At 61.4% G+C, this 23,074-nt stretch carries 18 protein-coding genes; 13 read left to right on the forward strand and 5 right to left on the reverse strand.

From position 1 onward, the window contains the following. The first annotated feature begins 68 nt into the window (after positions 1 to 68). From BFP90_RS26200 to BFP90_RS26210, 3 genes are all read left to right on the forward strand, one after another. Positions 69 to 590 carry a DUF3455 domain-containing protein gene (locus BFP90_RS26200; RefSeq protein WP_065898366.1) on the forward strand — a complete coding sequence of 174 codons (522 nt, stop codon included), beginning with the start codon at positions 69 to 71 and terminating at the stop codon, positions 588 to 590. 87 nt (positions 591 to 677) lie between these two features. Beyond that, positions 678 to 1,208, forward strand: coding sequence for a sigma-70 family RNA polymerase sigma factor (locus BFP90_RS26205; RefSeq protein ID WP_065893167.1), 531 nt, complete (start codon positions 678 to 680; stop codon positions 1,206 to 1,208). Then, entirely contained in the window at positions 1,205 to 1,879 is a 675-nt protein-coding gene (locus BFP90_RS26210) for an anti-sigma factor (RefSeq protein ID WP_065898367.1), read from the forward strand. The genes BFP90_RS26205 and BFP90_RS26210 overlap by 4 nt, the downstream gene beginning before the upstream one ends. Here BFP90_RS26210 and BFP90_RS26215 read toward each other — a convergent pair whose 3' ends face one another. Together BFP90_RS26215 and BFP90_RS26220 are read right to left on the reverse strand one after the other, a co-directional pair. Then, positions 1,880 to 3,181: an ATP-binding protein gene (locus BFP90_RS26215; protein ID WP_065898369.1), complete on the reverse strand. Its 1,302-nt coding sequence runs from the start codon at positions 3,179 to 3,181 to the stop codon at positions 1,880 to 1,882. Between the two features lie 3 nt (positions 3,182 to 3,184). Continuing rightward, on the reverse strand, positions 3,185 to 3,886 hold the full coding sequence (locus BFP90_RS26220; protein ID WP_065898372.1) for a response regulator transcription factor: 702 nt from the start codon (positions 3,884 to 3,886) through the stop codon (positions 3,185 to 3,187). 227 nt (positions 3,887 to 4,113) lie between these two features. Between BFP90_RS26220 and BFP90_RS26225 the strand changes: the two genes are divergently transcribed. From BFP90_RS26225 to BFP90_RS26245, 5 genes are all read left to right on the forward strand, one after another. Beyond that, positions 4,114 to 5,256 carry an efflux RND transporter periplasmic adaptor subunit gene (locus BFP90_RS26225; protein WP_065898374.1) on the forward strand — a complete coding sequence of 381 codons (1,143 nt, stop codon included), beginning with the start codon at positions 4,114 to 4,116 and terminating at the stop codon, positions 5,254 to 5,256. Between the two features lie 6 nt (positions 5,257 to 5,262). Beyond that, complete coding sequence (locus BFP90_RS26230; protein ID WP_065898376.1) at positions 5,263 to 8,361, forward strand: efflux RND transporter permease subunit; 3,099 nt, start codon at positions 5,263 to 5,265, stop codon at positions 8,359 to 8,361. A 124-nt stretch (positions 8,362 to 8,485) separates the two neighbouring features. After that, a complete protein-coding gene (locus tag BFP90_RS26235) occupies positions 8,486 to 9,127 on the forward strand; it encodes a DUF1345 domain-containing protein (RefSeq protein ID WP_065898380.1) in 642 nt (213 codons plus the stop codon). A gap of 73 nt (positions 9,128 to 9,200) precedes the next feature. Continuing rightward, positions 9,201 to 10,040 (forward strand): AraC family transcriptional regulator, encoded by an 840-nt coding sequence (locus BFP90_RS26240; protein ID WP_065898382.1) that lies wholly within the window; start codon positions 9,201 to 9,203, stop codon positions 10,038 to 10,040. Positions 10,041 to 10,094: 54 nt separating this feature from the next. Continuing rightward, positions 10,095 to 10,694: a LysE family translocator gene (locus BFP90_RS26245; protein ID WP_065898385.1), complete on the forward strand. Its 600-nt coding sequence runs from the start codon at positions 10,095 to 10,097 to the stop codon at positions 10,692 to 10,694. A 50-nt stretch (positions 10,695 to 10,744) separates the two neighbouring features. Here the strand turns inward: BFP90_RS26245 and BFP90_RS26250 are convergent, their stop codons facing one another. The 3 genes from BFP90_RS26250 to BFP90_RS26260 form a co-directional block, all read right to left on the reverse strand. After that, on the reverse strand, positions 10,745 to 13,000 hold the full coding sequence (locus BFP90_RS26250) for an autotransporter outer membrane beta-barrel domain-containing protein (RefSeq protein ID WP_065898386.1): 2,256 nt from the start codon (positions 12,998 to 13,000) through the stop codon (positions 10,745 to 10,747). Between the two features lie 237 nt (positions 13,001 to 13,237). Continuing rightward, positions 13,238 to 15,274: a hypothetical protein gene (locus tag BFP90_RS26255; RefSeq protein ID WP_256097516.1), complete on the reverse strand. Its 2,037-nt coding sequence runs from the start codon at positions 15,272 to 15,274 to the stop codon at positions 13,238 to 13,240. Between the two features lie 140 nt (positions 15,275 to 15,414). Next, positions 15,415 to 17,403, reverse strand: a complete 1,989-nt coding sequence (locus BFP90_RS26260) for a hypothetical protein (RefSeq protein ID WP_065898388.1) — start codon at positions 17,401 to 17,403, stop codon at positions 15,415 to 15,417. Between the two features lie 261 nt (positions 17,404 to 17,664). Between BFP90_RS26260 and BFP90_RS26265 the strand changes: the two genes are divergently transcribed. The 5 genes from BFP90_RS26265 to BFP90_RS26285 all read left to right on the forward strand — a co-directional run bounded on the left by BFP90_RS26265 (position 17,665) and on the right by BFP90_RS26285 (position 22,861). Further along, complete coding sequence (locus tag BFP90_RS26265; protein ID WP_065898390.1) at positions 17,665 to 18,732, forward strand: LacI family DNA-binding transcriptional regulator; 1,068 nt, start codon at positions 17,665 to 17,667, stop codon at positions 18,730 to 18,732. Positions 18,733 to 18,826: 94 nt separating this feature from the next. Next, positions 18,827 to 19,609, forward strand: coding sequence for a sugar phosphate isomerase/epimerase family protein (locus tag BFP90_RS26270; RefSeq protein ID WP_065898391.1), 783 nt, complete (start codon positions 18,827 to 18,829; stop codon positions 19,607 to 19,609). Further along, complete coding sequence (locus BFP90_RS26275) at positions 19,602 to 20,543, forward strand: sugar kinase (protein ID WP_065893153.1); 942 nt, start codon at positions 19,602 to 19,604, stop codon at positions 20,541 to 20,543. Before BFP90_RS26270 ends, BFP90_RS26275 begins: the two co-directional genes overlap by 8 nt. 45 nt (positions 20,544 to 20,588) lie before the next feature. Beyond that, entirely contained in the window at positions 20,589 to 21,884 is a 1,296-nt protein-coding gene (locus BFP90_RS26280) for an MFS transporter (protein WP_065887373.1), read from the forward strand. Beyond that, on the forward strand, positions 21,884 to 22,861 hold the full coding sequence (locus tag BFP90_RS26285) for a 2-hydroxyacid dehydrogenase (protein ID WP_065898393.1): 978 nt from the start codon (positions 21,884 to 21,886) through the stop codon (positions 22,859 to 22,861). The genes BFP90_RS26280 and BFP90_RS26285 overlap by 1 nt, the downstream gene beginning before the upstream one ends. Positions 22,862 to 23,074 lie beyond the last annotated feature (213 nt).

Here is a 23,074-nt window from a genome sequence, read left to right on the forward strand (position 1 = left end):
ATCCAATCGGCATGCCTCCCGAGTAGCAGTCAATGTAACCCTGCTGTCCTACCCAATGGAGAAACACCATGCACGTTAAAGCACTGCTTTGCTTGACCAGCTTGCTCATCGTCGCACCTGCCGCCTTTGCGCAGACCGGCGTGCCCGACGGCATCAAGGTGCCGGATGGCCATAAGGTGACGATGGAAACCACCGGTGTCGGCGAGATCACCTACGAATGCCGCGACAAGGCCAACGCGCCGGGCCAGACCGAATGGACCTTCGTCGGCCCCAAGGCGGTGCTCAACGACCGTAATGGCAAGGCAGTGGGCAGTTATTTCGGCCCGCCCGCCACCTGGCAGGCCCAGGACGGCTCAACGATCACCGGCACTCAATTGGCCGTGGCACCGTCGAGTCCGGGCAACCTGCCCTATCAGTTGGTCAAGGCCAATCCGGCCGAGGGCAAGGGCGCCATGACCGGCGTGACCTATGTGCAGCGGGTTGCGCTCAAGGGCGGCGTGGCACCGGGTACGCCATGCACGGTCGCGAACAAGGGCCAGCAGGAACGGGTCAAGTACCAGGCCGATTACATTTTCTGGGCAGCCAACTGAATAAACTCGGCTACGCTGGCCATGCAGGAGCGAGCACGCTCGCGCCTGCAGAGGACGGTCGTTCACTCAGTGGCAGGAAATGTTGGCTTGGCTGAAATCATCTTTGATTACGAAATGTGCCTGTTGGCCTGCGCCCGTGGCGATCAACGCGCCCTGCATCAGCTCTACGAGCATGACAGCAGCCGCTTGCTCGGCGTGGCGCTGCGCATTACCCGAAACAAGGCTCAGGCTGAAGACATCGTGCACGACGCCTTCATCAAAATATGGCACGGCGCGCGCAGTTTCGATCCCGATCGAGGCTCTGCACGCGGCTGGGTGTTCAGCGTGACTCGGCACCTGGCCCTGGACAGTGTGCGCAATACCGGGCGCGTGGTGCCCCTGGATGATCAGGACGAGCCACTTGCCGAACCTGCCGATACCTTTGAATTCGCCGCGCGCTCCGGGCAAATCCACAGCTGCCTGGAACGCCTCGACCCGGCCCGCCGCAGTTGCATCCTGCATGCCTACGTGGACGGTTACTCCCACAACGAAATCGCGCAGAAACTGAGTACGCCGTTGGGCACCGTCAAAGCCTGGATCAAACGCAGCCTTGCCGCCTTGCGGGAGTGCATGGCATGAACGACACACTTGATGAACTGGCCAGTGAATACGTGCTGGGCACCCTGCCCACCGAACAGCGCAGCGAAGTCCGGCAACGTCTCAAGCACGATGCGGCACTGCGTGCGGCAGTGGATGCCTGGGAGCAACGCCTGTTGCCCCTCACGGCGCTGGCGCAACCGGTGCGCCCTAGCGCGCAATTGTGGCGGCGCATCGAGCGCCACCTCGCAGCCCCGCACAACCACGTGGCGTGGTGGAACTTGCTGGCATTCTGGCGTGGTCTGGCCGCTGCGGGGTTGATGGCAACCTTGGTACTGGGCACGCTGCTGCTGATACGCCCGCCCATTGCCGAACCCAGCTTTTTGGTGGTGCTGGTGGCGCCGCAAAGCCAGGCACCCGGTTGGGTGATCCAGGCCAGCGATAACCGGCAGATCCAGTTGATTCCACTGGGCGTGATGCAGGTGCCGGCCGATAAGGCCCTGCAATTCTGGACCAAGGCCGATGGCTGGCAGGGGCCGGTGTCCCTGGGGTTGGTCAAGCCGGGCCAGACGTTGTCGGTGCCACTGGACAAGCTGCCACCGCTGGCGCCGAATCAATTGTTCGAGCTGACCCTGGAAGACCCGAGCGGCTCTCCCACCGGTAAACCGACCGGGCCGATCCAGGCCATCGGCCGCGCGGTCAAGGTGCTTTGATCAATCGACAGTAGGCAACCACACGCGAAACCGCGCCCCGCCCAACGGTGAAGCCTCGGCGGTCAAGGTGCCGCCCTGGGCTTCCAGGGCCCGTCGGCTGATGGCCAGGCCCAGGCCAAAGCCCCCGGTGGCGCGGTCGCGGCTGCGGTCCAGGCGATAGAACGGCTCGAAGATGCGTTCGCGCTGATCCGGCGGAATGCCGATACCGTCATCATCCACGCGAATTTCACAGCCTTTGGGGCAGACCTTGACGCCGACCTGGATGCGCTTGTCGCAGTAACGCGTGGCGTTGCGCAACAGGTTCTGCAGCGCGCGGGCAGTGAGACGCGGATCGAGGCTGAAGCTCTCCACGGCGCAGTCGAGCGCGACCTCGATGACGATCTCGGGGTTTTCCAGCTCATCGTCGACACTGCCCAATACACTGTCGATGAATTCATCCAGCACCACCTCCACGCGTTCCGGCAACTGCGCCGGGTTTTGCAGGCGGCTGTAGGACAGCAATTCCAGCACCAGCTCATCCAGCTCCCGAATATGCGCCACCAGGCCCTGCAAGCGTTCCCGGCTGGCCGCCGGCAGATCTTCCGACAGCGCCAGGGCCAGGCCGAAATCCAGGCGCGTCAGCGGTGTGCGCAGCTCGTGAGACACCGCGTTAAGCAGGTCGCGCTGCTGGTTCAACAGATGCTCGATGTCATTGGCCATGGCGTCGAACACTGCCGCCAGGCTGCCGATGCTGGAACTCGGCGGGATCTGCGTGCGTTCGGCCAGGTTGCCCTTGCCCAACTGCGCGGCGGTGCTTTTGAGACGCTCCAGGTCGCGCCAATGGGGCCGCAACCACACCAGCAGGCAGGCCAGCAGCGCGGCGCCGACCAGCACGTTCATCGACCAGTACAGCAGGTTCATGTCCAACGGGTCCGGCGGGATGATCAGTTTGACCGCGAACTGCTCGTTGATCGGCGAGCTGACTTCCTCCATCCAGCCCCACTCACCCAGGCGGACCACCGGTTTGCCCTGCTCCAGTAACCGCTCCTCGGCGGGCGTGTAGCGCGCGTCCTGGCGCAGCAGCAATTGCACCTTCAAGGGCGCGAAGTCGCGGCTCAGCTGCTCGGTGACCTGCGACCAGCGTTCCACCGGCGCGCGCAGGTATTGCTTGACGATAAGCGTTTGCTGGCCACGGGACTGTTCGACGTTGTAGTTCAGGTAGCGGTGTTCAAACAGCTGGATCACCAGCTTGGGGATCAGGAAAATCGCCGCGCTGTAGGTGACGATAGTGATCAGGTAGAGGCGCAGCAGGACACGAAACATGGCTCAGCATTCCCACTCGGAACGGCTGAACAGGTAGCCCTTGCCCCACACGGTCTTGATCTTGCGCGCTTCACCGGCGTGGTCGTCGAACTTGCGGCGCAGCTTGGAGATGGCCACGTCCACCGAGCGGTCGGTGCCATTGAACTCAATACCGCGCAGGCGCTGCAGGATCTGGTCGCGGCTGAGCACTTCCCCGGCATGCCGCGCCAATACCACCAGCAGGTTGTACTCGCCGCTGGACAACTCCACCGCCTGCTCGCGCCAGGTGACGCTGCGCTCGGACAGGTCGATGCACAGGTTGCCCATGATGATGCGGTCGCTGGCCACCTGGGGTTCCGACAGGCTGCTGCGGCGCAGCAGGGTGCGCACACGGGCGAGCAGCACGCGAGGCTCACAGGGTTTGGTCACATAATCGTCGGCGCCCATTTCCAGGCCCAGGACCTGATCGTGGCTGTCGTCACGGGCCGTGAGCATCAGGATAGGCAGGCCCGCCGAGTCCGCGCGCAGCAGACGGCAGACCTGCAGGCCGTCGAGGCCGGGCAGCATCAGGTCGAGGATCACCAGGTCCGGCGGGTTCAGCCGCGCCCGCTCACGGACCTGGTCGCCACGGCTGAGCACGCTGACATGGTAGCCATTGCGCTCCAGGTAGCTGGCAATCAACTCGGAGAGTGCGGCGTCGTCTTCCACCAGGAGGATGTTGGGCATGAAGGTGTTTCCAGAAAATACAGTGAGGTGTCGTACACAAATCCATGTGGCAGGTGGCAAGCCCCCTCCCACATTTGATCTTCATTGCAAGCAAGGTTGTGCAAGGATATACGCCCTCAGCGCCCCGCGCGCCGCCCCTTACATTTCTTCACACACGACCTACACAGCTTCACAGCACCACGGCGCAGGTGACTTTAGGATGCGCCAGTCAATATTGGGATAAGAGCATGTCAAAGAATCTATTTGCGCCGTTTTGCCTGCTGGCCCTCACACTGGCGCTGAGCGCGTGTGGTCAGTCAGCAGACGAAGCGCCACAAATGCCGCTGGCCAAAGTGCGTGTCGAGACGCTGCAAGCCAAGCCCCTGTCCATCACCAGCGAATTGAGCGGGCGCATCGCCGCGCCGCGCATGGCGCAAGTGCGCGCCCGGGTTGCCGGGGTGGTGATGCAGCGCGTATTCAATGAAGGCCATGACGTGAAACAGGGCGACGTGCTGTTCCGCATCGATCCGGCGCCCTTCAAGGCCGACCTCGACAGCGCCCAGGCCAACCTGAGCAAGGCCGAGGCCAATGCATTCCAGGCACGCCTGCAGGAGCAGCGCTACAGCCAGTTGGTGGAAGGCAACGCCATCAGCGGCCAGGACTACGACAACGCCCGCGCCGCCCTGCGCCAGACCAACGCTGAGGTTGCCGCGCAAAAGGCTGCCGTCGAGCGCGCCAGGCTGAACCTGGGTTACGCCACCGTGACCGCGCCGATTTCCGGGCGCATCGGCCGTGCCCTGGTGACCGAAGGCGCGCTGGTCGGCCAGAACGAAGCCACGCCGCTGGCGGTCATCCAGCAGTTGGACCCGATCCACGCCGACCTGACCCAGTCCACCCGCGAGCTCAATGACCTGCGCCGTGCCTTTCGTGCCGGCAGCTTGAAGCAGGTCGGCCAGGACCAGGCCAAGGCCACCCTGATCCAGGACGACGGCAGCCTGTACCCGTTGCCGGGCAAGCTGCTGTTCGCCGAAATCAGCGTCGACCCGGGCACCGGGCAGATCATCCTGCGCAGCGAGTTCCCCAACCCGGACCTCGACCTGCTGCCCGGCAGCTTTGTGCGGGTGCGCCTGGAACAGGCGGTCGACAAACAAGGCCTGAGCGTGCCGCAACGCGCCATCACCCGCGACAGCGCCGGCATCCCCATGGTGCTGTTGCTGGACGGCGAGCAAACCGTGCGCCAGCAGCCGGTGGAGTTGGGCGCGGTGATCGAGGATCGCTGGATCGTCAGCAGCGGCCTCAAGCCCGGTGACCGCATTGTCGTCGAGGGCCTGCAACATGCACGCCCCGGTGAAAAAGTTGAAGTGGACGACAGCCCGCTCGTGAAGGAATAACCCGCCATGCCGCAGTTCTTTATCGACCGCCCGATCTTCGCCTGGGTGGTGGCCTTGTTCATTTTGCTGGCCGGCGTCCTCGCGATCCCGCAATTGCCGGTGGCCCAATACCCCAACGTCGCGCCGCCCAAGGTGGAAATCTACGCGGTGTACCCTGGCGCTTCGGCCCAGACCCTGGATCAAAGCGTGGTCAGCCTGATCGAGCAGGAGCTTAACGGCGCCGATCACCTGTTGTATTTCGAGTCCCAGAGCAGCCTGGGTTCGGCGACCATTACCGCCACGTTCCAACCGGGCACCAACCCGGAAATGGCCCAGGTGGATGTGCAAAACCGTCTCAAGGCGGTGGAGTCGCGCTTGCCGCAAGCCGTGACGCAACAAGGCTTGAAGGTGGAAAAAGTCTCGGCCGGCTTCCTGCTGCTGGTAACGCTGACATCCGAGGACGGCAAGCTCGACGACGTGGCGCTCAGCGATTACCTGGCGCGCAACGTGATGAACGAACTCAAGCGCCTGAACGGGGTGGGCAAGGCCCAGCTGTATGGCGCCGAGCGCGCCATGCGCATCTGGATCGACCCGCAGAAGCTGATCGGCTTCAACCTCACCCCGGCCGATGTGAATGCCGCGATCAGCGCGCAGAACGCTCAAGTCTCCGCCGGCAGCATCGGTGATCTGCCAGCGACAAACACCCAGGAAATCACCGCCGCCATTCTGGTCAAGGGCCAATTGTCGACGCCGGCGGAGTTCGCCGACATCGTCCTCAAGGCCAACCCTGACGGCTCTACCGTGCGCATCGGCGACGTGGCGCGGGTGGAAGTCGGCAGCCAGGAATACCAGTTCTCCACCCGCCTGAACGGCAAGCCGTCCACCGCCGTCAGTGTGCAGCTGTCGCCCGGCGCCAACGCGCTGAACACCGCGAACCTGGTGCGGGCGAAGATGGACGAGCTGTCGCGCTTTTTCCCGGCCAATGTGCAATACAAGATTCCGTACGACACCTCGCCGTTCGTGAAGGTCTCGATTACCAAGGTGGTCTACACCTTGCTCGAGGCGATGGCGCTGGTGTTCGCGGTGATGTTCCTGTTCCTGCAGAACGTGCGCTACACCCTGATCCCCACGCTGGTGGTGCCGATTGCACTGATGGGCACCTTCGCTACCATGCTGTTGCTGGGCTTTTCGATCAACGTACTGACCATGTTCGGCATGGTGCTGGCGATCGGCATCCTGGTGGACGATGCGATTGTGGTGGTGGAGAACGTCGAGCGGATCATGGCGACTGAGGGCCTGTCGCCCAAGGAGGCGACGAAAAAGGCCATGGGCCAGATCACCAGCGCCATCATCGGTATCACCCTGGTGCTGGTGGCGGTATTCCTGCCGATGGCGTTCATGCCAGGCTCCGTGGGGGTGATCTACCAGCAGTTTTCGCTGTCGATGGCCACCTCGATCCTGTTTTCGGCCTTCCTGGCCCTGACCTTGACGCCGGCGCTGTGCGCCACCTTGCTCAAGCCGATTGCCCAGGGCGAGCACCATGCCAAGGGCGGCCTCTTCGGCTGGTTCAATAAACGCTTCGAACAGCTCACCGATCGCTACGAAGGCTGGGTGGCCTACGCCCTCAAGCGCAGCGGCCGCTACCTGCTGATCTACCTGGTGCTGCTGGTGGGCCTGGGACTGCTGTTCAGTCGCCTGCCCTCCTCGTTCCTGCCGGTGGAAGACCAGGGCTACACCATCACCGATATCCAGTTGCCGCCGGGCGCGAGCAAGAACCGCACGGTGCAGGTGGCTGAGCAGATCGAGGCGCACAACGCCACAGAACCGGGGGTGGGCGATACCACCATGATCATGGGCTTCAGTTTCTCCGGCTCCGGGCAGAACGCGGCGCTGGCGTTTACCACGCTCAAGGACTGGTCGCTGCGCAGCAGCGATGATTCGGCGTCGTCGATTGCCGACCGCGCCAACATGGCCTTCAGCGAGCTCAAGGATGCGATTGCCTTCGCGGTCCTGCCACCCCCGGTGGACGGCCTCGGCACCTCCAGCGGCTTCGAGTTCCGCCTGCAGGACCGTGGCGGCGTCGGCCACGCGGGGTTGATGGCTGCGCGTACCGAGTTGCTGGAAGCGGCCGCGAAAAGCCCGATCCTGGCCAACGTGCGCGAAAGCGCCCTGGCCGAAGCGCCGCAGATACAGCTGGAAGTGGACCGCAAGCAGGCCAATGCGCTGGGCGTGGCGTTTGCCGATGTCGGCAATATATTGTCGTCGGCCATCGGTTCGGCCTATATCAACGACTTCCCCAACCAGGGGCGCATGCAGCGCGTGGTGGTGCAGGCCGAAGGCGACCAGCGCAGCCAGGTGGCGGACTTGATGAAGATCAACGTGCGCAACAACGCCGGGAAAATGGTGCCGCTGTCGGCGTTTGTCGCAGCCAAGTGGACCCAGGGCCCGACGCAGCTGACGCGCTACAACGGCTACCCCGCCATCGCCATCAGCGGCGAAGCGGCGCCAGGGCACAGCACCGGCGAGGCAATGGACGAAATCCAGCGTCTGGTCAGCCAGTTGCCCGCAGGTTTGGGCCAGGAATGGACCGGGTTGTCCTTGCAGGAACGCCTGTCCGGTTCCCAGGCGCCAATACTGTTGGGCCTGTCGCTGCTGATCGTGTTCCTGTGTCTGGCGGCCTTGTACGAAAGCTGGTCGATCCCGACCTCGGTCTTGCTGGTGGTGCCGCTGGGTGTGCTTGGGGCGGTGCTGGCGGTGAGCTTGCGCGGCATGCCCAACGATGTGTTCTTCAAGGTCGGCCTGATCACCATCATCGGGCTGTCGGCGAAGAACGCGATTTTGATCATCGAGTTCGCCAAGGACCTGTATGAACAGGGCGAGGACTTGGTCGACGCCACCTTGAAAGCCGCGCGCCTGCGCCTGCGCCCGATCATCATGACCTCGCTGGCGTTCATCCTCGGCGTGGCGCCGCTGGCGATTGCCACCGGGGCCAGCTCGGCGAGCCAGCAGGCCATTGGTACGGGGGTGATTGGCGGGATGATCACGGCGACACTGGCGGTGGTGTTTGTGCCGGTGTTTTTTGTGGTGGTGATGAAGTTGGTGCGCAAACGCGACAAAGACGCTTAGTCCAGCCAAGCGCGGTAAATCATGTGGGAGGGGGCAAGCCCCTCCCACAGGGTTATCGATCAAGTTCATGATCAAGTACAACCGAATAAGCTATGGTGCTCAAAACTACCCAGTATGAGCCGCCATGCCCTTCCTCGCCCGCACCCACCCTCGCCTTTCATCCGCCGCCGTGCTGGGCCTTGCCGTGGGCCTCCTGGTGCCGGCCGAGGCGTTGGCCAGCAAAATCCTGATCGGCTGGAACGCCGGCGTCTGGACCTACCTGGTACTAATGCTGTGGCTGACCATTCGCGCCAAGGCCGAGGACGTCAAGCGCATCGCTGAAGTCGAAGACGAAAACGCCGGGCTGGTGCTGTTCATGGTGTGCATCGCCGCCATCGCCAGCCTGGCAACCATCACTTTCGAATTGGCGGGCAGCAAAGACCTGGCAACCACCGAGCGCCTGTTGCATTACGCTTTCACCGGGGTGACGGTGATCGGTTCGTGGCTGCTGATCGGGGTGATCTTCAGCGTGCACTACGCCAGGCTCTATTACACCTGGAATGGCAAGGAACCGGCGCTGCGCTTTGCCGAAGGCTTGCTCACGCCCAACTATTGGGATTTTCTGTATTTCTCCTTCACCATCGGCGTGGCGGTGCAGACCTCCGATGTGGGCGTCGCCACCCGCGGCTTGCGCAAGGTAGTGCTGGGACAATCGTTGATCGGCTTTTTATTCAACACGGCGATTCTAGGGTTCTCGATCAATATTGCCGCAGGGCTGTTCGGCTGAGGCTGCACAAACCTTCTAGACGCAGGGCCGACCGTGGGCCCTAATGGCGATACACATTCATCCTCGGTGATTTATGGCCGCGCACAATTGGATCGATCTGTCCCAGGACGCCGATACCGGCATAGAGACCCTGCGCGCGCATTTCCAAGGGCACGCCTACGACCCGCACTGGCATGACAGCTACCTGATCGGCGTTACCGAGCAAGGGGTGCAGCAGTTCAATTGCCGGCGCACCCGCCATAACAGTGTGCCGGGCCAAGTGTTCCTGCTGGAGCCTGGAGATATCCACGACGGTAACGCGCCCACTGCCGATGGCTTCACCTACCGCATGCTTTATCTGGACCCGTACTGGCTCGCGCGCGAAGTTTCGGCGGTGTTCGAGCAAGCCCCGGCCGACCATCAACTGAGCTTCGCCCGAACGTTGACCCATGACCCGCAGCTGGCCCAGGCGACCAGCCAGGCGTTCCAGAGCCTGCATCACAACGAACTGCGGATCGTGCGGCAAAGTGCACTGGATCAGTTGCTGGCCCGTCTTACCGGGCAACTTCACTGGCGCCGCCGCTACAGCCAGGACCCGCGCCTGCCGCAGGTCGCCCACAGGGCGCGGGAATACTTGCATGACCATCTGCACCACGACATTGGCATGGACGAACTGGCCCTGGCCTGCGGTGTCGACCGCTTTCGCCTGACCCGCGCGTTCAAAAGCGCCTTCGGCCTGCCGCCCCATGCCTACCTGGTGCAATTGCGTCTGGCCCGCGCCCGGCACTTGCTCGCCAAAGGCGCACAACCGGCCGATGCCGCCAGCGCGCTGGGGTTCGCCGACCAGAGTCACCTGGGCCGCTGGTTTGTGCGGGCGTATGGACTGACGCCCGCCGCGTACCGCAAGCGCTGCTCAAATCTTCCAGACAGCTGAGCCGCAGGCGAATGAAGATCGACTCCATCAATGGCTTTACCGGAGTGCTTCGCCATGCTGTCCACCTTCATCCCTTTCATGCTGTTCGCGTTCGTCGCCTCTATCACACCTGGCCCCACCAATGTGCTGGTGTTGAGTAACAGCGCGCGTTATGGCTTCAAGGCCGCGCTGCCGATCATCCTCGGCGCGTGCACGGGGGCCGCAGGCATCGTCTTGCTGGTAGGGTCGGGGCTTGGCCAGTCGCTGATGCAAGTGCCCAAGGTGCAAAGCGCCATGCAATGGGCCGGCGTTGCCTGGTTGAGCTACCAGGCCTGGCAGATTTACAGCGCACCGCCCAAGGCTGTGAGCCCGCACACCACCGGCAAGCGCCTGGGCCTCACCGGCGCCGCCGGCCTGCAATTGATCAACCCCAAGACATGGATGATGGCCGTGGCGGTGGTCAGTGTGTTTGCCGGCAATGGGCCGGACCGTCAGGCGCAGGTGCTGTATTTGTCGTTGCTGTTTTTCGCGATTTCCCTGCCCTGTCTCGGCGCCTGGGCGATATTGGGGGCCGGCTCGAATCGGTTGCTGCGCTCGACCAAGGCGATGCAACGCTTCAACCGGTGCACGGCCTTGCTGCTGTTGGGTTCGACCTGGTTGAGCCTGCTGATCTGAAGACGAAAAAAAGGGAAGCCGTAGCTTCCCTTTTCACGTAGACACGCGCCTTAAAAATCGTAACGCACGCCAAAGTTGACGCCCCAAGGCTGGTCGATTTTCTTGCCCTGGCTGGTTTCGATGTCGGCATGCAACTTGACGTTCTCCGATACGGTCATGGCCACACCAGCCGCCAGCTCGATGCGCGAGCCGGACAGGTCGTTGTTGAAGCTCTGGTCGTTGATGAACACCTTGTTGCTCTGGTCAAACTCATGGGCCACCGCAGTGCGCAAGTAAGGCTGCAGGATACCGCCGCTGTCCAGTTGGATGTTCTTGCCCGCAGTCACACCGAGCTTGCCGACCACCGAGCTGGAACGATCACCCTTGGCGTGCAGCCCATTGGTCAGGTCGTAGCTTTGCGCCTGGGTGATGGTGGCCGACAACTGCCCATAAGGCTCGACGAAAAAGCCGTCGTCCAACTTGATATGGCGACCGAATTCAGCCGAAGCGCCCACGGCGTTTTGCGCATAGTTGCCTTTGGCTTTCTTGCCATCGCTCATGGTCACATTGTTATCGGTGTGCAACCGGTTGAGCTTGGCCACGCCATCGAAGTACAGACCGCTTTCAGCGTCCATCCAGGTGGCATAACCGCCCACGTAGTAGCTCTTGACCTCGCCGCTGCTGCCACGGTTCAGACTCAGGTCGGACACGCTGTGACCGGCCATCATACCGGCGATCCACTGGCCATCACCGCTCGACAACGGCGCGTCGGCACCGATGGTGAAGCCCTTCTGGTTTTGCGTGTAGCCCGCACCGTTCTTGTTGGCCGCTACGTCGAACTTGTTGCCGTAGCTGCGCATCCACATACCGTTGCCCGCGCCTTCGCTGAAGCGCAATTCACCCATGCGCGTACGCAGGATGCTCATCTCGCCATACAGCACGGTCGGCGCGCTGTTGAACAAGGCCAGCACCGAGTGAGCGGTGGTACTGGTGCCGCGACGGGAGGGGTCGAGCAGCCAGTCGGTGCCTTCTTTCTTCAAGCCGTAATCGAAGGCGCCAATATCAACGGTGCCGCCCGCCAGGGCGAACTGCGCATCACCGCCTTCGGTGTGCACCACCTTGATCGGCTCGCCCTTGGCCAGCTCGGAGCCGGTGGCGGCCAACAGCAGGCTGTGGTTGCCTTCGGCCTTGCCCTGTACGTTGAGGAAGTCGGTCTGGTTGGTGGAAAAGTCGGTGTGCATGATGAAGGTGCCATTACCGTCCAGGCTCTTCACATCCAGTTGGTAAAACGCGTCCGGCGCGCCGAACTCCACGGCGCCACCGCCCATTTTCAGAGCGTCGACAGTGCTGTTGCCGACCAGCACCCACGTGGACGCTTCGTTCACGCTCAATTCGGCGACGTTCTTCAACTGGCCTGTCAGAAAGGCACCGTTATTGAGTTGCACTTTTGCCTGGCTGCCGTCTTCGACCACCACGTCACCGAACAGCGAGCTGCTGTCCACGTTCAGGTTGGCTGTGGAGCCGCCGGTGACTTCGAGGAGATTGCCGTTACCGCCGATCAGGTTGGAGCCATTGCGAACCTGGATGTCAGCGTTGCTGCCCTGCCGAGTGAAAATGGCCGCGCCGCTTGTGCCTTCAACGCTCGAACCGTCCAGCACCAGGCTGCTGCCCAGTACACCGGAGGAGCCGTCGATGCCCATTTGCACGCCGTTTTGCCCGCCGACAATCCGGCTGTTGGTGGCATAGGCCTGACCGCTGAACAGGGCAACCCCCACACCGGTCGCACCGGTGGCCTGAACCTTGGTATCGACCAGGTCAAGTACGCTGTAGGCGCTGGCACTGGCGCCGCGCTGCGTGCCGGTGATGGTGGAGTTGACCACTTTGATCTTGGAGCCCTCTTTGGACCCGTCTTGCCGGCCGGCGACCAGCCCGCTGCCGTTTTTGTTGAGGATGTTGCTGTTGGTGATAAATACATTGCTGTCGCTGGCCTGCACGGCGGCATTGGCGGTGCTACGCGCAATGACATCAGAACCGTCGATACGAACAGTGGACGTATAGGCAGTAATGTCCTGGGTAGAACTGCCCGGGTCGAGTGTCAAGGTTGCGGACTGACTGGAAATGTTCTTGGTGACGGCCCCCTTGACCGTAAAGCCGGAGCCTGGCTTTAACTCAAACGCGTCCGGGGTTGGCCCAGGCACGACGAAATCGTCAGGCTTGGTGATGACACGGGCATCGGCGGCATGGGCTACAAGCATCAACAACGTGACAGCGTTGGCTTTCAACGCCAGACTTAAAGGCGATGGCTTGAAATTGAATACAATTGACATTGAACGGACCTCTGGGTTGGCATTCCTTCACGGAAAAAATATGGCCGGATCCAAAGTGCGCGGGAGCCAGCCAAACGAGCGGTGCCAAGGTATCCAGAGCGGTTACCATTTTATGTAGGATTAATCTTAAGTAGCCGTATGAACTGGGGTTTGAGAGCGAAGTCAGAACAGTTTTTTTCGAGAAAAAAAAACCTAAGAGCGGGATCATCGCTCTTAGGTCTTAATGACTAAACACAACTAAGCGGGTACAGGAGTTCCATCACAGAAAGTGCCAGGCGTCCCTGGCGCGCCAGCTCTATGACCGCGCGCTCGATGCAGAGCTTCGTCGGAGTCCAAGGTAGTGCCACCACTCATTGGGATGCTGTACCAGAGTTTCATCGACCCCATCAGGCGTGCAGCAGCATTCGGTTGAATGGTTTTGAAGACGGTCGCGTAAGGCCCCAAATTCACTTCGAACCCGAGGTTGATATCAGTCTCCGTCAGGATGGTCCTGGTAGCCAAGCCAACAGCAGCGCCTACGGGCGTTGTTCCGAGGTCATCGCTGTAGCCCTGCGAATGCAACGTCACCACCATATTGATTCGAAACTCATTGCTGGGTGGAATAAACACCACCAGGTTCCCAGGGGGCGGCCCCACAGGCCTGAAACTGTCACAGTTGATGAAGCCGGCCGCGTTGAGGTTTCTCACTACCGGAGGGTCCAGTGAGATGACGATCGCAGTCACATTGACGGGTGTGATAGGCGACTGCTGCGTATTGGTAGTGCCCGCCGATTCAATGGTGTAATACGCCAATTTGGTCCCGTTTTTACCGTCGAAGATGGCGGCCCACGAAATACTCATATCGACTTCCTGGTTAGCGGCGCCACCGGTGATCAAGCGGGACTCAACCATATTGCCGTTATAAAAAAGCTTGATCGTAAAATCTCTGGCGTCAGGTGTCGGGGGGTCAGCCCACAGTCTGATCCGCGCGATGGCAGCTCTGGACGCATGCGCCGGGGTCAATTGGTTGTCATCCGGCCCTTCAGTGCCGTCCTGCCGCACGCCTATCACGCGTACCGGATTGAGCTTGGTGTTGATCGGATCGGGACCCTCCGGGGTTGGGCCTACGACAAACAGGTCCAGGTCGGTCGTCGCCGTCAAGCCCGCGGGGTAACTGACCGAGCGACGCTTGACCACATAGGAAACCGTCAATGGCAACTCGCCTACCGTGGCCCCATAGAGTGCGACCAGTGTCGCGTAATTGACCTGCACCGGAATCGGAAAAATTGCGCTTGCGACCGGAAAGTCGGGCAAGGTTTGCCTGCCCAGGGAGGTGGTGAGGGTGATACTCAGCACATCGTCCGCGCGCAGCACATTATCGTATTGGGCAATACGCACTATCGCGCCGTTAAGTGCCGCTACATCAGCACGGTTGAGCAAACCATCGCCGGGAACCGCCAAGTCAATGGTAGGCACCTTGAAATTGCCGGGTTTGGGAAACAGGCTCACATCCAGGTTAAACGCCCCAGACAACCTCGACTCATTGCCCGCCGCGTCCACAATCACATAGCGCAAACTATGCAAGCCATCCGGATGGCCTTGAACCACCGAAAGCGGCAGGGGCAAGCTGAGGTCTGCGGGGATCGTCCAAAACGGGTTCGTGTCACCGGCTGTCGGCAAATACGGCTCATCCAAATCAGCAAAGTAAAGCAGTGCCTTGTCGCCTGGGGCTTTGCCTTGCCCCACATAATCGGGAAATTTGAAGATTGCCGTCTGATTGGGCTTGCTCGAGAAGTAATCAGCATCCACGCTTTCGGGTAAATCAACAGGAGGGATGGGTGCAGGGATGGTCCCCACCCAACTTGCATAGGGCGGTTCAAGATCGATGATGAGCAATTGCGGGTTGGACTCGGTGCTGTTGCCAACACTGAAAACATCTATTCTATATTTCAGCTTATTGATACCGACAGGGCGCCGCCCGCGGACAACATTGATTTCAAGCCCGGTGGCCGGAACGTTCGCTGCCGGAACGATGATAGGGTTTGCCCAATCCGTCTGATCATTGGGCTGCACCCACAGCGTATAGACATCAGGCTCCAGCGGGTTGGTACTGAAATCATCCGGCCGCGGAAGGGTCACCATCATGTCTTCGCCGAGAGCGACCGATCTGGTGATCAACCCAGGAAATCCGGGCACCTCCCCCTCCAGCCTGGCGTCCGGCAAAGCGAACACGCCTGGGTTGGCTTTGCGTTCATTTTGGAAATTCCGAATAGCTTCCAGCGTTTGCCTTTTCATAATATCTCCAGGATTCTTCAAATAAGCGTAACTTCCAGGCGCGAGCATCCGCGCCTTACAACATTGCGAATATTTCTAACACTCGTTCAATCACAGCAGCCTAAACTTCAGCCCATAAAAAACGCGGCAATTGCTTTAACTTATTCAGGCAGGACGAGGGTTGCTTGCCCCGTCGCGGAACAGTTAATAATGTCACCCGCCTTACAATAGCCGCCGGCGGAATATTTTAAATCGATACGAATTCTTCTGGGCACGGACTCGCCGATCAATACGCCATGACGCCTGACTTGATAAAACGCTTGCGCGGAACCAAAGTCGTACATGGGTACAACTTTTTCTTCATAGGGCGCTACCGTAAAGTCCAACCCATTGATCAAATCATAATCGCTATCAAAGGATTTACTCTCGGCATAGCGAGACTCTTCAATCACCGGCCCCTCCCAATTATTCGTGTGGTATCCAGCCCAAAAAAACCTCACGACATCATCAAGTTCAAAGCCTTGATCATGGGCTATATGCCAATGCACGCCATAAAACACCTCGGGTTTTGAGCAACAGGCTAAATAACCAGCTCCGCCTACCAGGGTATGTTTCAATATCGGCGCTGGAAATGAGATCAGCGTGCCAGTGTTGACATTGACGAATGTGTTTTCAGACTGTTGTTCATTCACACCATTACTGGTGGTGTAGTACACGGGCAAGGCAGGATGAATAAAACCCGCCATGACCGCCCAGGGAATGACCGTGGAAAACACCAGCTGGCCTTCTACATCCCCCGCTTGAACGGTGTAGGACGCGACCGGCCCCACACCGTTCCAGAAGAACCGCAGGACTTGCCCCGGCTCCGGCTTTTCATACAGGAAGACGCGGGCCCGCGCGCCGGCCGGGTTGTCATCATGGTTGACCACATTCGGGAGGTTGGACACCAGCCCGCGAACCTCTGCCAGGGGTAAATCCGGATTCAGCAGTGCCGGGGCATTGGCGTGGTCCTGCCCGGCGATGGTCAGGTTCACATTCACGCGAATGGCAAACGAAGGAAAAGGGGGCAAGGTGCCGCGAATAATCTCATAGCGTACCGGCACCGTTTCCGGCGCCAGCGTATCCGTCAGCGGCCCGCGCAACACCGGCCACGGAATCGGCACATCGATGGGGAAGCCCGTGACGGGATGAAGCGAGGTGGGTCGGCCCTTCCAATACACCACAACCTGATCCCCGGGAGCCCAGCCAGTATAGCTGCCGATCCGCACAAAAATCCCGGCCCTGGCATCTTCGCGATTGATCAACAAGTCGCTGTAACGCTCAGGAGGAAAGATTTCGGGAGGCGGCAGATCAGAAGGCAAAGGGATCAGGCCCAGTTGGAACGGAAGGCCCGCACTGCGATCACTGAAATTACCGGCCTTGTCAAAAATGCGAAAAAAGATATAAGCGGCGCCATTGTCCAGACGACGAAATACGTCGGCGGGCAGATACGCGATCAGGGGCTCGCCACTCGATACCCACTCGTACAGGCCGTCCTCACGCGCGACTGGTGGGTTGGGCAGATTGGAGGTGTAGAAGTGAAGGACGTCGCCATCGCTACGTCCCCTGTAAGGCGGCACATGAAACGCAACGAGAGGGTTGGCGAGCAGATACGCCTCGTCCATCACCGGTGACGGCGGCACCACAAACTCCAGATGATCCGCAGGGTTCAACAACTGGGGCTCATCCATGTCCACGGTGAGTGTGCGTTTAGGGTCCAGCACAGTCACCCCGCCAAATGAGTCGGTGACGGAGTAATAGAGCTCAACGGGGCCCGATAAGGCGCGCAGTACGACCAGCGGAATGAACATTTGGTGGTCGATCGGTAGTGGCGGTGGCGGCGCATTGATCGTCAGGAAGGCGCTATAGACCACCGTACCGCCCCGTGCCCAATACAGCGTCAGGATATGCGGCGTGTCCAGCGTTTCCGGTGGCGGCCCCCACTGGGGAATAAGCACTTGAAGCGGTGCAAGCATCAGCGCCGCCGGAATCAGGCCCTCCGGATCCAGCGGATCCACCCCGGGAATAATCATCGGGGCCAATGCCAGAGGCCCGTTGTCATACAGCCTGGAGCTGTCGGCGCTGATCGCTGATTCGTAGGTATCGGACATAAACATTTCCTCAACATTGCAGCCGGGAACAACCAGCAATCACCGTAAGAGCCGGCCTGGGGTTGAAGAAATTAAAGCCTCAATCACACCCGTTCGATACTGTCAGAACTCACAGGTGTGGCTATCCACTCGTCGGATTCCAGCCGTTCAAGCATGCAGGTCCATCAGGTTTTTTCTTGACGACTCGCACGGTGTGGTGTCTTCTGAAACCGGTTTCAGCGCGTACCGATTGTTTAATTCCAATAAGAAAGGCCCGCCACCGTGACTTCTTTTTCCTCCGCCCAGCGCAGCCGTGTGACCATGCTCAATGTGGCCGAACGCGCCGGCGTATCCAAAGCCAGCGTGTCGCGCTTTATCGGCGACGACCGCGCCCTGCTCTCCGACGGCATCGCCCTGCGTATCGAGCAGGCCATCGCTGAACTCGGCTACCGCCCCAACCAGATGGCCCGCGGCCTCAAGCGCGGACGCACACGCCTGATCGGCATGCTGGTGGCCGATATCCGCAATCCCTATTCCATCGCGGTGATGCACGGTGTCGAAACCGCCTGCCGCCAGCACGGCTACAGCCTGGTGGTGTGCAACACCGACCGCGATGACGAGCAGGAGCGCCAGCACCTGGCGGCGCTGCGCTCGTACAACATCGAAGGGCTGATCGTGAACACCCTCGGCCATCACCTCGACCAACTGCTGGAACTGCAACGGGAAATGCCCCTGGTGCTGGTGGACCGCAAGGTCGAGCCGCTGCACAGCGACTTGGTCGGCCTGGACAACCCGGCGGCGGTGCGTATGGCGGTGGAGCACCTGGAGCAACAGGGTTATCGCGACCTGCTGCTGGTCAGCGAAGCCACCGATGGCACCAGTTCGCGCCTGGAGCGCCTGCACAGTTTCAACGCCGAGATTGCCCGGCGCCCGGACTTGACCGGTGCCATGGTTGAACTGGATGGCGAGCTGGAGAGCCGCCTGCGAACCTTTCTGGCCAAGCCCGGCCCCAAGGCGCTGTTTTGCGCCAACGGTGTTGCTGCGCTGGCCTGTACACGGGCGCTGAAAAACCTGGGCAGCAACCTGTTCGATGATGTCGGCCTGATCGCCCTGGATGACCTGGAGTGGTATCCACTGGTGGGCAACGGCATCACCGCCCTCGCCCAGCCCACTGAGGCGATTGGCGCCACCGCGTTTGACTGTCTGCTCAAGCGCCTGCGTGGCGACACAGCCCCCACCCGCACCCTGGATTTCCTGCCCCAACTGATCATCCGAGGCTCCACCCAACTCCCTGTAGGAGCGAGCTTGCTCGCGAAAATCGCCAACGGTAACGCCGCGACTCTGGTTTAACGCGGCGCTCTCTGGTTTTTCGCGAGCAAGCTCGCTCCTACAGAGTCGTACGTTCTTTCAAGAAAAATGAAACCGGTTTCAGAGGTAAACAATAATGCATGAATATCCCGTCTCCATCAGCCTTTCCAGCTACGGCGCCGACCTCGTGCGCCAGCAGGGCCAATTGAGTTTTGTCGCACTGTTGAGCGCCGCCGGTGCCCGGCGCATCGAATGGCGTGAAGAACTGCTCACCACCGAACAGCCCGACACGCTGGCCGGCGCCGCCGCCGAGCACGGCCTGGACTCGGTGTTTTCCTCGCCCCTGGAACTCTGGGTGGCCGGGCGTGCCCAGCCTAATCCGGACCTCGCCGCCACCCTCGACCGCGCCCAGGCCTTCGGCTCGGGCTGGCTGAAAGTCTCCCTGGGTTACTTCACCGACACCAACGACCTGGAGAGCCTGCAGGCCCTGCTCGATCGCCACGCGGTCAAGCTGCTGGTGGAAAACGATCAGACCCTGCATGGCGGCCGGATCGAGCCGATGCAACGGTTTTTCACCGAGGTCGAACGCCTGGGCCTGCCTGTAAAGATGACCTTCGACATCGGCAACTGGCAGTGGCAGGACCAGTCCGCCCTCACCGCCGCGCGCCTGCTGGGCCGGCATGTGGACTACCTGCACTGCAAGGCCGTCGCCCGTCGCGCGGACGGCAAGCTGGTGGCCGTGCCGCCCGGCGCCACCGATTTGCATCTGTGGGAACAACTGCTCACGCACATGACTCAAGGTATTACCCGGGCGGTGGAGTTTCCGCTGCAGGGCGATGACCTGGTCGAGGTGACCGCACAACAGGTCGCCACCCTCGCCCGCCTTGGCCAACCCCGTGTGGAGAATGCCCATGTCTGAGATCGATATCCTGTCGTTTGGCGAGACCATGGCGATGTTTGTCGCCGAGCAGACCGGCGACCTGGCCCAGGTCGGCCAGTTTCACAAACGCATTGCGGGCGCCGACAGTAATGTCGCGATTGGCCTGTCGCGCCTGGGTTTCAATGTGGCGTGGCTGAGCCGGGTGGGTGATGACTCCCTCGGGCGCTTCGTCGTCGACACCCTGGTCAGCGAAGGCCTGGACTGCGGGCATGTGGGCGTCGACCCGCTGCACCCCACCGGCTTTCAGCTCAAGTCCCGCGAAGAGTCCGGCGCCGATCCCCAGGTGGAATATTTCCGCAAAGGTTCGGCGGCCAGCCATTTGTCGGTTGCGGACATCCGCCCGGCCCTGCTGCAAGCCCGTCACCTGCATGCCACCGGAATTCCGCCGGCGTTGTCCGAGGCCACCCGCCAATTGTCGGTGGAGCTGATGACGCAGATGCGCAAGGCCGGGCGCAGCGTGTCATTCGACCCGAACCTGCGCCCCTCCCTGTGGAACAGCCAGGCGCAGATGATCCGCGAAATCAACGCCCTGGCCGGCCTTGCGGACTGGGTATTGCCCGGCCTGGGCGAAGGCCGGCTGCTCACCGGTTTCGATGACCCGGCGGATATCGCCGCGTTCTACCTCGACCAGGGTGCCGAAGCCGTGGCGATCAAGCTCGGCCCCGATGGCGCCTATTACCGTACGCAGATGGACCAGGGCTTTGTCGCCGCCGTGCGCGTGGACACGGTGGTCGACACCGTGGGCGCCGGCGATGGTTTTGCCGTGGGCATGATCAGCGCCCTGCTGGAAAACGCCAGTTTTCCCGAGGCGGTACAACGCGGCAACTGGATCGGCAGCCGCGCCGTACAGAGCCGTGGCGACATGGAAGGGCTGCCTACCCGCGCCGAACTACCCCACCGATCCGTTGCATAACCCACTACCTGTTGCCACAACTACAACAAGCTCAGGAGCAACCTTATGGAAACCGCGAAACTTGCCACCCGCCGTTGGTGGTACATCATGCCCATCGTGTTTATCACCTACAGCCTGGCCTACCTGGACCGCGCCAACTATGGCTTCGCCGCCGCCTCCGGGATGGCCGAAGACCTGATGATCACCCCGGGCATGTCGTCCCTGCTCGGCGCGCTGTTTTTCCTTGGCTACTTTTTCTTCCAGGTGCCGGGGGCGATCTACGCGCAGAAGCGCAGCGTCAAGAAACTGATTTTCGTCAGCCTGATCCTGTGGGGCGGCCTGGCCACCCTGACGGGCGTGGTGTCCAACGCCTACATGCTGATCGTGATTCGCTTCATGCTCGGGGTGGTCGAAGCCGCGGTGATGCCGGCGATGCTGGTGTACCTGTGTCACTGGTTCACCCGCGCCGAACGCTCGCGGGCCAACACCTTTCTGATCCTCGGCAACCCGGTGACCATGCTGTGGATGTCGGTCGTCTCGGGCTATCTGGTGCAGCATTTCAGCTGGCGCTGGATGTTTATCATCGAGGGCTTGCCGGCGGTGCTGTGGGCGTTTATCTGGTGGAAGCTGGCCGATGAGCGCCCCAAGGATGCCAAGTGGCTGAGCGACAGCGAAAAGCAAAGCCTGGAAAGCGCCCTGGCCGCCGAACAGGTGGGTATCAAGGCGGTGAAGAACTATGCCGAAGCGTTCCGCTCGCCGAAGGTGATCATCCTCGCGCTGCAGTTCTTCTGCTGGAGCATTGGCGTGTATGGCTTTGTATTGTGGTTGCCATCGATCCTCAAGGCCGGCCTGAAAATGGACATGGTCGAGGCCGGCTGGCTCTCGGCGCTGCCCTACCTCGCTGCCGTGATCGGCATGCTGGTGGTTTCCTGGGGCTCGGACAAGCTGCAAAAGCGTAAACGCTTTGTATGGCCGCCGCTGTTGATTGCCTCGATTGCCTTTTATGCCTCTTACGCCCTCGGCGCGGAACACTTCTGGTGGTCCTACACGCTGCTGGTGATTGCCGGCGCGTGCATGTATGCGCCGTATGGCCCGTTCTTCGCCATCGTCCCGGAAATCCTCCCGGCCAACGTCGCCGGTGGCGCCATGGCGCTGATCAACAGCATGGGCGCGCTGGGCTCGTTCGGCGGCTCCTATCTGGTGGGTTACCTCAATAGCAGCACCGGCTCGCCCGGGACCTCCTACCTGCTGATGAGCGGTGCATTACTGCTGTCGGTGGTGCTGACGATTTTCCTCAAGCCGGGTGCCAGTGACCGTGAGCGCACGCCCTTGGCCACCCTCGACATGAAGGCCCATTCCTGATGAAAAAATCCGTGGTTTTATACAAAAAGCTGTCTGCGCCGCTGATGGCGCGCCTGCATGAGCAGGCCGACGTGACACTGATCGACGCCCTGGACGAGTCCGGCCTGGTCCGCTTGCGCGACGCCCTGCCGGGCGCCCACGGGCTGCTGGGCGCAAGCCTGCGCCTGGATGCCGGGCTACTCGACCTGGCGCCGAAACTGGAGGCGGTGGCGAGTGTCTCGGTGGGCGTCGATAACTACGATATCGACTACCTCACCCAACGCGGCATCCTGCTCAGCAACACGCCGGACGTGCTCACCGAAACCACCGCCGACACCGGCTTTGCGCTGATCCTGGCGACTGCCCGGCGCGTGGTGGAACTGGCCGACCTGGTGCGCGCCGGCCAATGGAACAAGAACATCGGCCCGTCGCATTTCGGCAGCGACGTACACGGCAAAACCCTGGGTATCATCGGCATGGGACGCATCGGCGAAGCCCTGGCCCAGCGCGGGCACTGTGGCTTCGGCATGCCGGTGATCTATCACAGTCATTCGCCCAAGCCTGCGGTAGAAGCCCGCTTTGGCGCGCAGTACCGCAGCCTGCAGGATTTGCTCAAAGAAGCCGATTTCGTCTGCCTGACCTTGCCGCTCACCGCCGAGACCGAGAAGTTGATCGGCGCCGAGGAGTTCGCGCTGATGGGGCCGGAGACGATCTTCATCAACATTTCACGGGGCAAGGTGGTGGACGAAGCGGCGCTGGTCGAGGCCTTGCAGCAGCGCACCATTCGCGCCGCCGGCCTGGATGTGTTCGAGAAAGAACCGCTCGATCATGCGTCCCCGCTGCTGCGCTTGAACAATGTGGTGGCCACGCCGCACATCGGCTCGGCGACCCATGAGACGCGCGAAGCGATGGCCAGGTGTGCGGTGGATAATCTGTTGCAGGCGTTGGCGGGCGAACGGCCGCAGAATCTGGTGAACGCGGCCGCCTGGAAGCAATAGCGCCCTGACAACAGGGATCAAATGTGGGAGGGGCGGTGCGACGATTCGACTTGCCCACGATGGCGGCCTCTGGGTCGACCAGGATTTTGTGTCGATCCCGGCCCAAATGTGGGAGGGGGCTTGCCCCCGATGGCGGCCTCAGAGCCGACCAGGATGTTGGATCAGATCGAGTACATATCCGTTTCTGCGGTAACGGCCACTTAGGGTTCCGCC

Source organism: Pseudomonas sp. 24 E 13 (assembly GCF_900004715.1).
Taxonomy (GTDB): Bacteria; Pseudomonadota; Gammaproteobacteria; order Pseudomonadales; family Pseudomonadaceae; genus Aquipseudomonas; species Aquipseudomonas orientalis_A.

Bases quoted from the DNA above. Each gene is read 5' to 3' on its own strand.
- BFP90_RS26200 (WP_065898366.1), top strand. From the start codon at position 69: ATGCACGTTAAAGCACTGCTTTGCTTGACCAGCTTGCTCATCGTCGCA.
- BFP90_RS26210 (WP_065898367.1), top strand. From the start codon at position 1,205: ATGAACGACACACTTGATGAACTGGCCAGTGAATACGTGCTGGGCACC.
- BFP90_RS26215 (WP_065898369.1), bottom strand. From the start codon at position 3,181: ATGTTTCGTGTCCTGCTGCGCCTCTACCTGATCACTATCGTCACCTAC.
- BFP90_RS26220 (WP_065898372.1), bottom strand. From the start codon at position 3,886: ATGCCCAACATCCTCCTGGTGGAAGACGACGCCGCACTCTCCGAGTTG.
- BFP90_RS26225 (WP_065898374.1), top strand. From the start codon at position 4,114: ATGTCAAAGAATCTATTTGCGCCGTTTTGCCTGCTGGCCCTCACACTG.
- BFP90_RS26230 (WP_065898376.1), top strand. From the start codon at position 5,263: ATGCCGCAGTTCTTTATCGACCGCCCGATCTTCGCCTGGGTGGTGGCC.
- BFP90_RS26235 (WP_065898380.1), top strand. From the start codon at position 8,486: ATGCCCTTCCTCGCCCGCACCCACCCTCGCCTTTCATCCGCCGCCGTG.
- BFP90_RS26240 (WP_065898382.1), top strand. From the start codon at position 9,201: ATGGCCGCGCACAATTGGATCGATCTGTCCCAGGACGCCGATACCGGC.
- BFP90_RS26245 (WP_065898385.1), top strand. From the start codon at position 10,095: ATGCTGTCCACCTTCATCCCTTTCATGCTGTTCGCGTTCGTCGCCTCT.
- BFP90_RS26250 (WP_065898386.1), bottom strand. From the start codon at position 13,000: ATGTCAATTGTATTCAATTTCAAGCCATCGCCTTTAAGTCTGGCGTTG.
- BFP90_RS26255 (WP_256097516.1), bottom strand. From the start codon at position 15,274: ATGAAAAGGCAAACGCTGGAAGCTATTCGGAATTTCCAAAATGAACGC.
- BFP90_RS26260 (WP_065898388.1), bottom strand. From the start codon at position 17,403: ATGTCCGATACCTACGAATCAGCGATCAGCGCCGACAGCTCCAGGCTG.
- BFP90_RS26270 (WP_065898391.1), top strand. From the start codon at position 18,827: ATGCATGAATATCCCGTCTCCATCAGCCTTTCCAGCTACGGCGCCGAC.
- BFP90_RS26275 (WP_065893153.1), top strand. From the start codon at position 19,602: ATGTCTGAGATCGATATCCTGTCGTTTGGCGAGACCATGGCGATGTTT.
- BFP90_RS26280 (WP_065887373.1), top strand. From the start codon at position 20,589: ATGGAAACCGCGAAACTTGCCACCCGCCGTTGGTGGTACATCATGCCC.
- BFP90_RS26285 (WP_065898393.1), top strand. From the start codon at position 21,884: ATGAAAAAATCCGTGGTTTTATACAAAAAGCTGTCTGCGCCGCTGATG.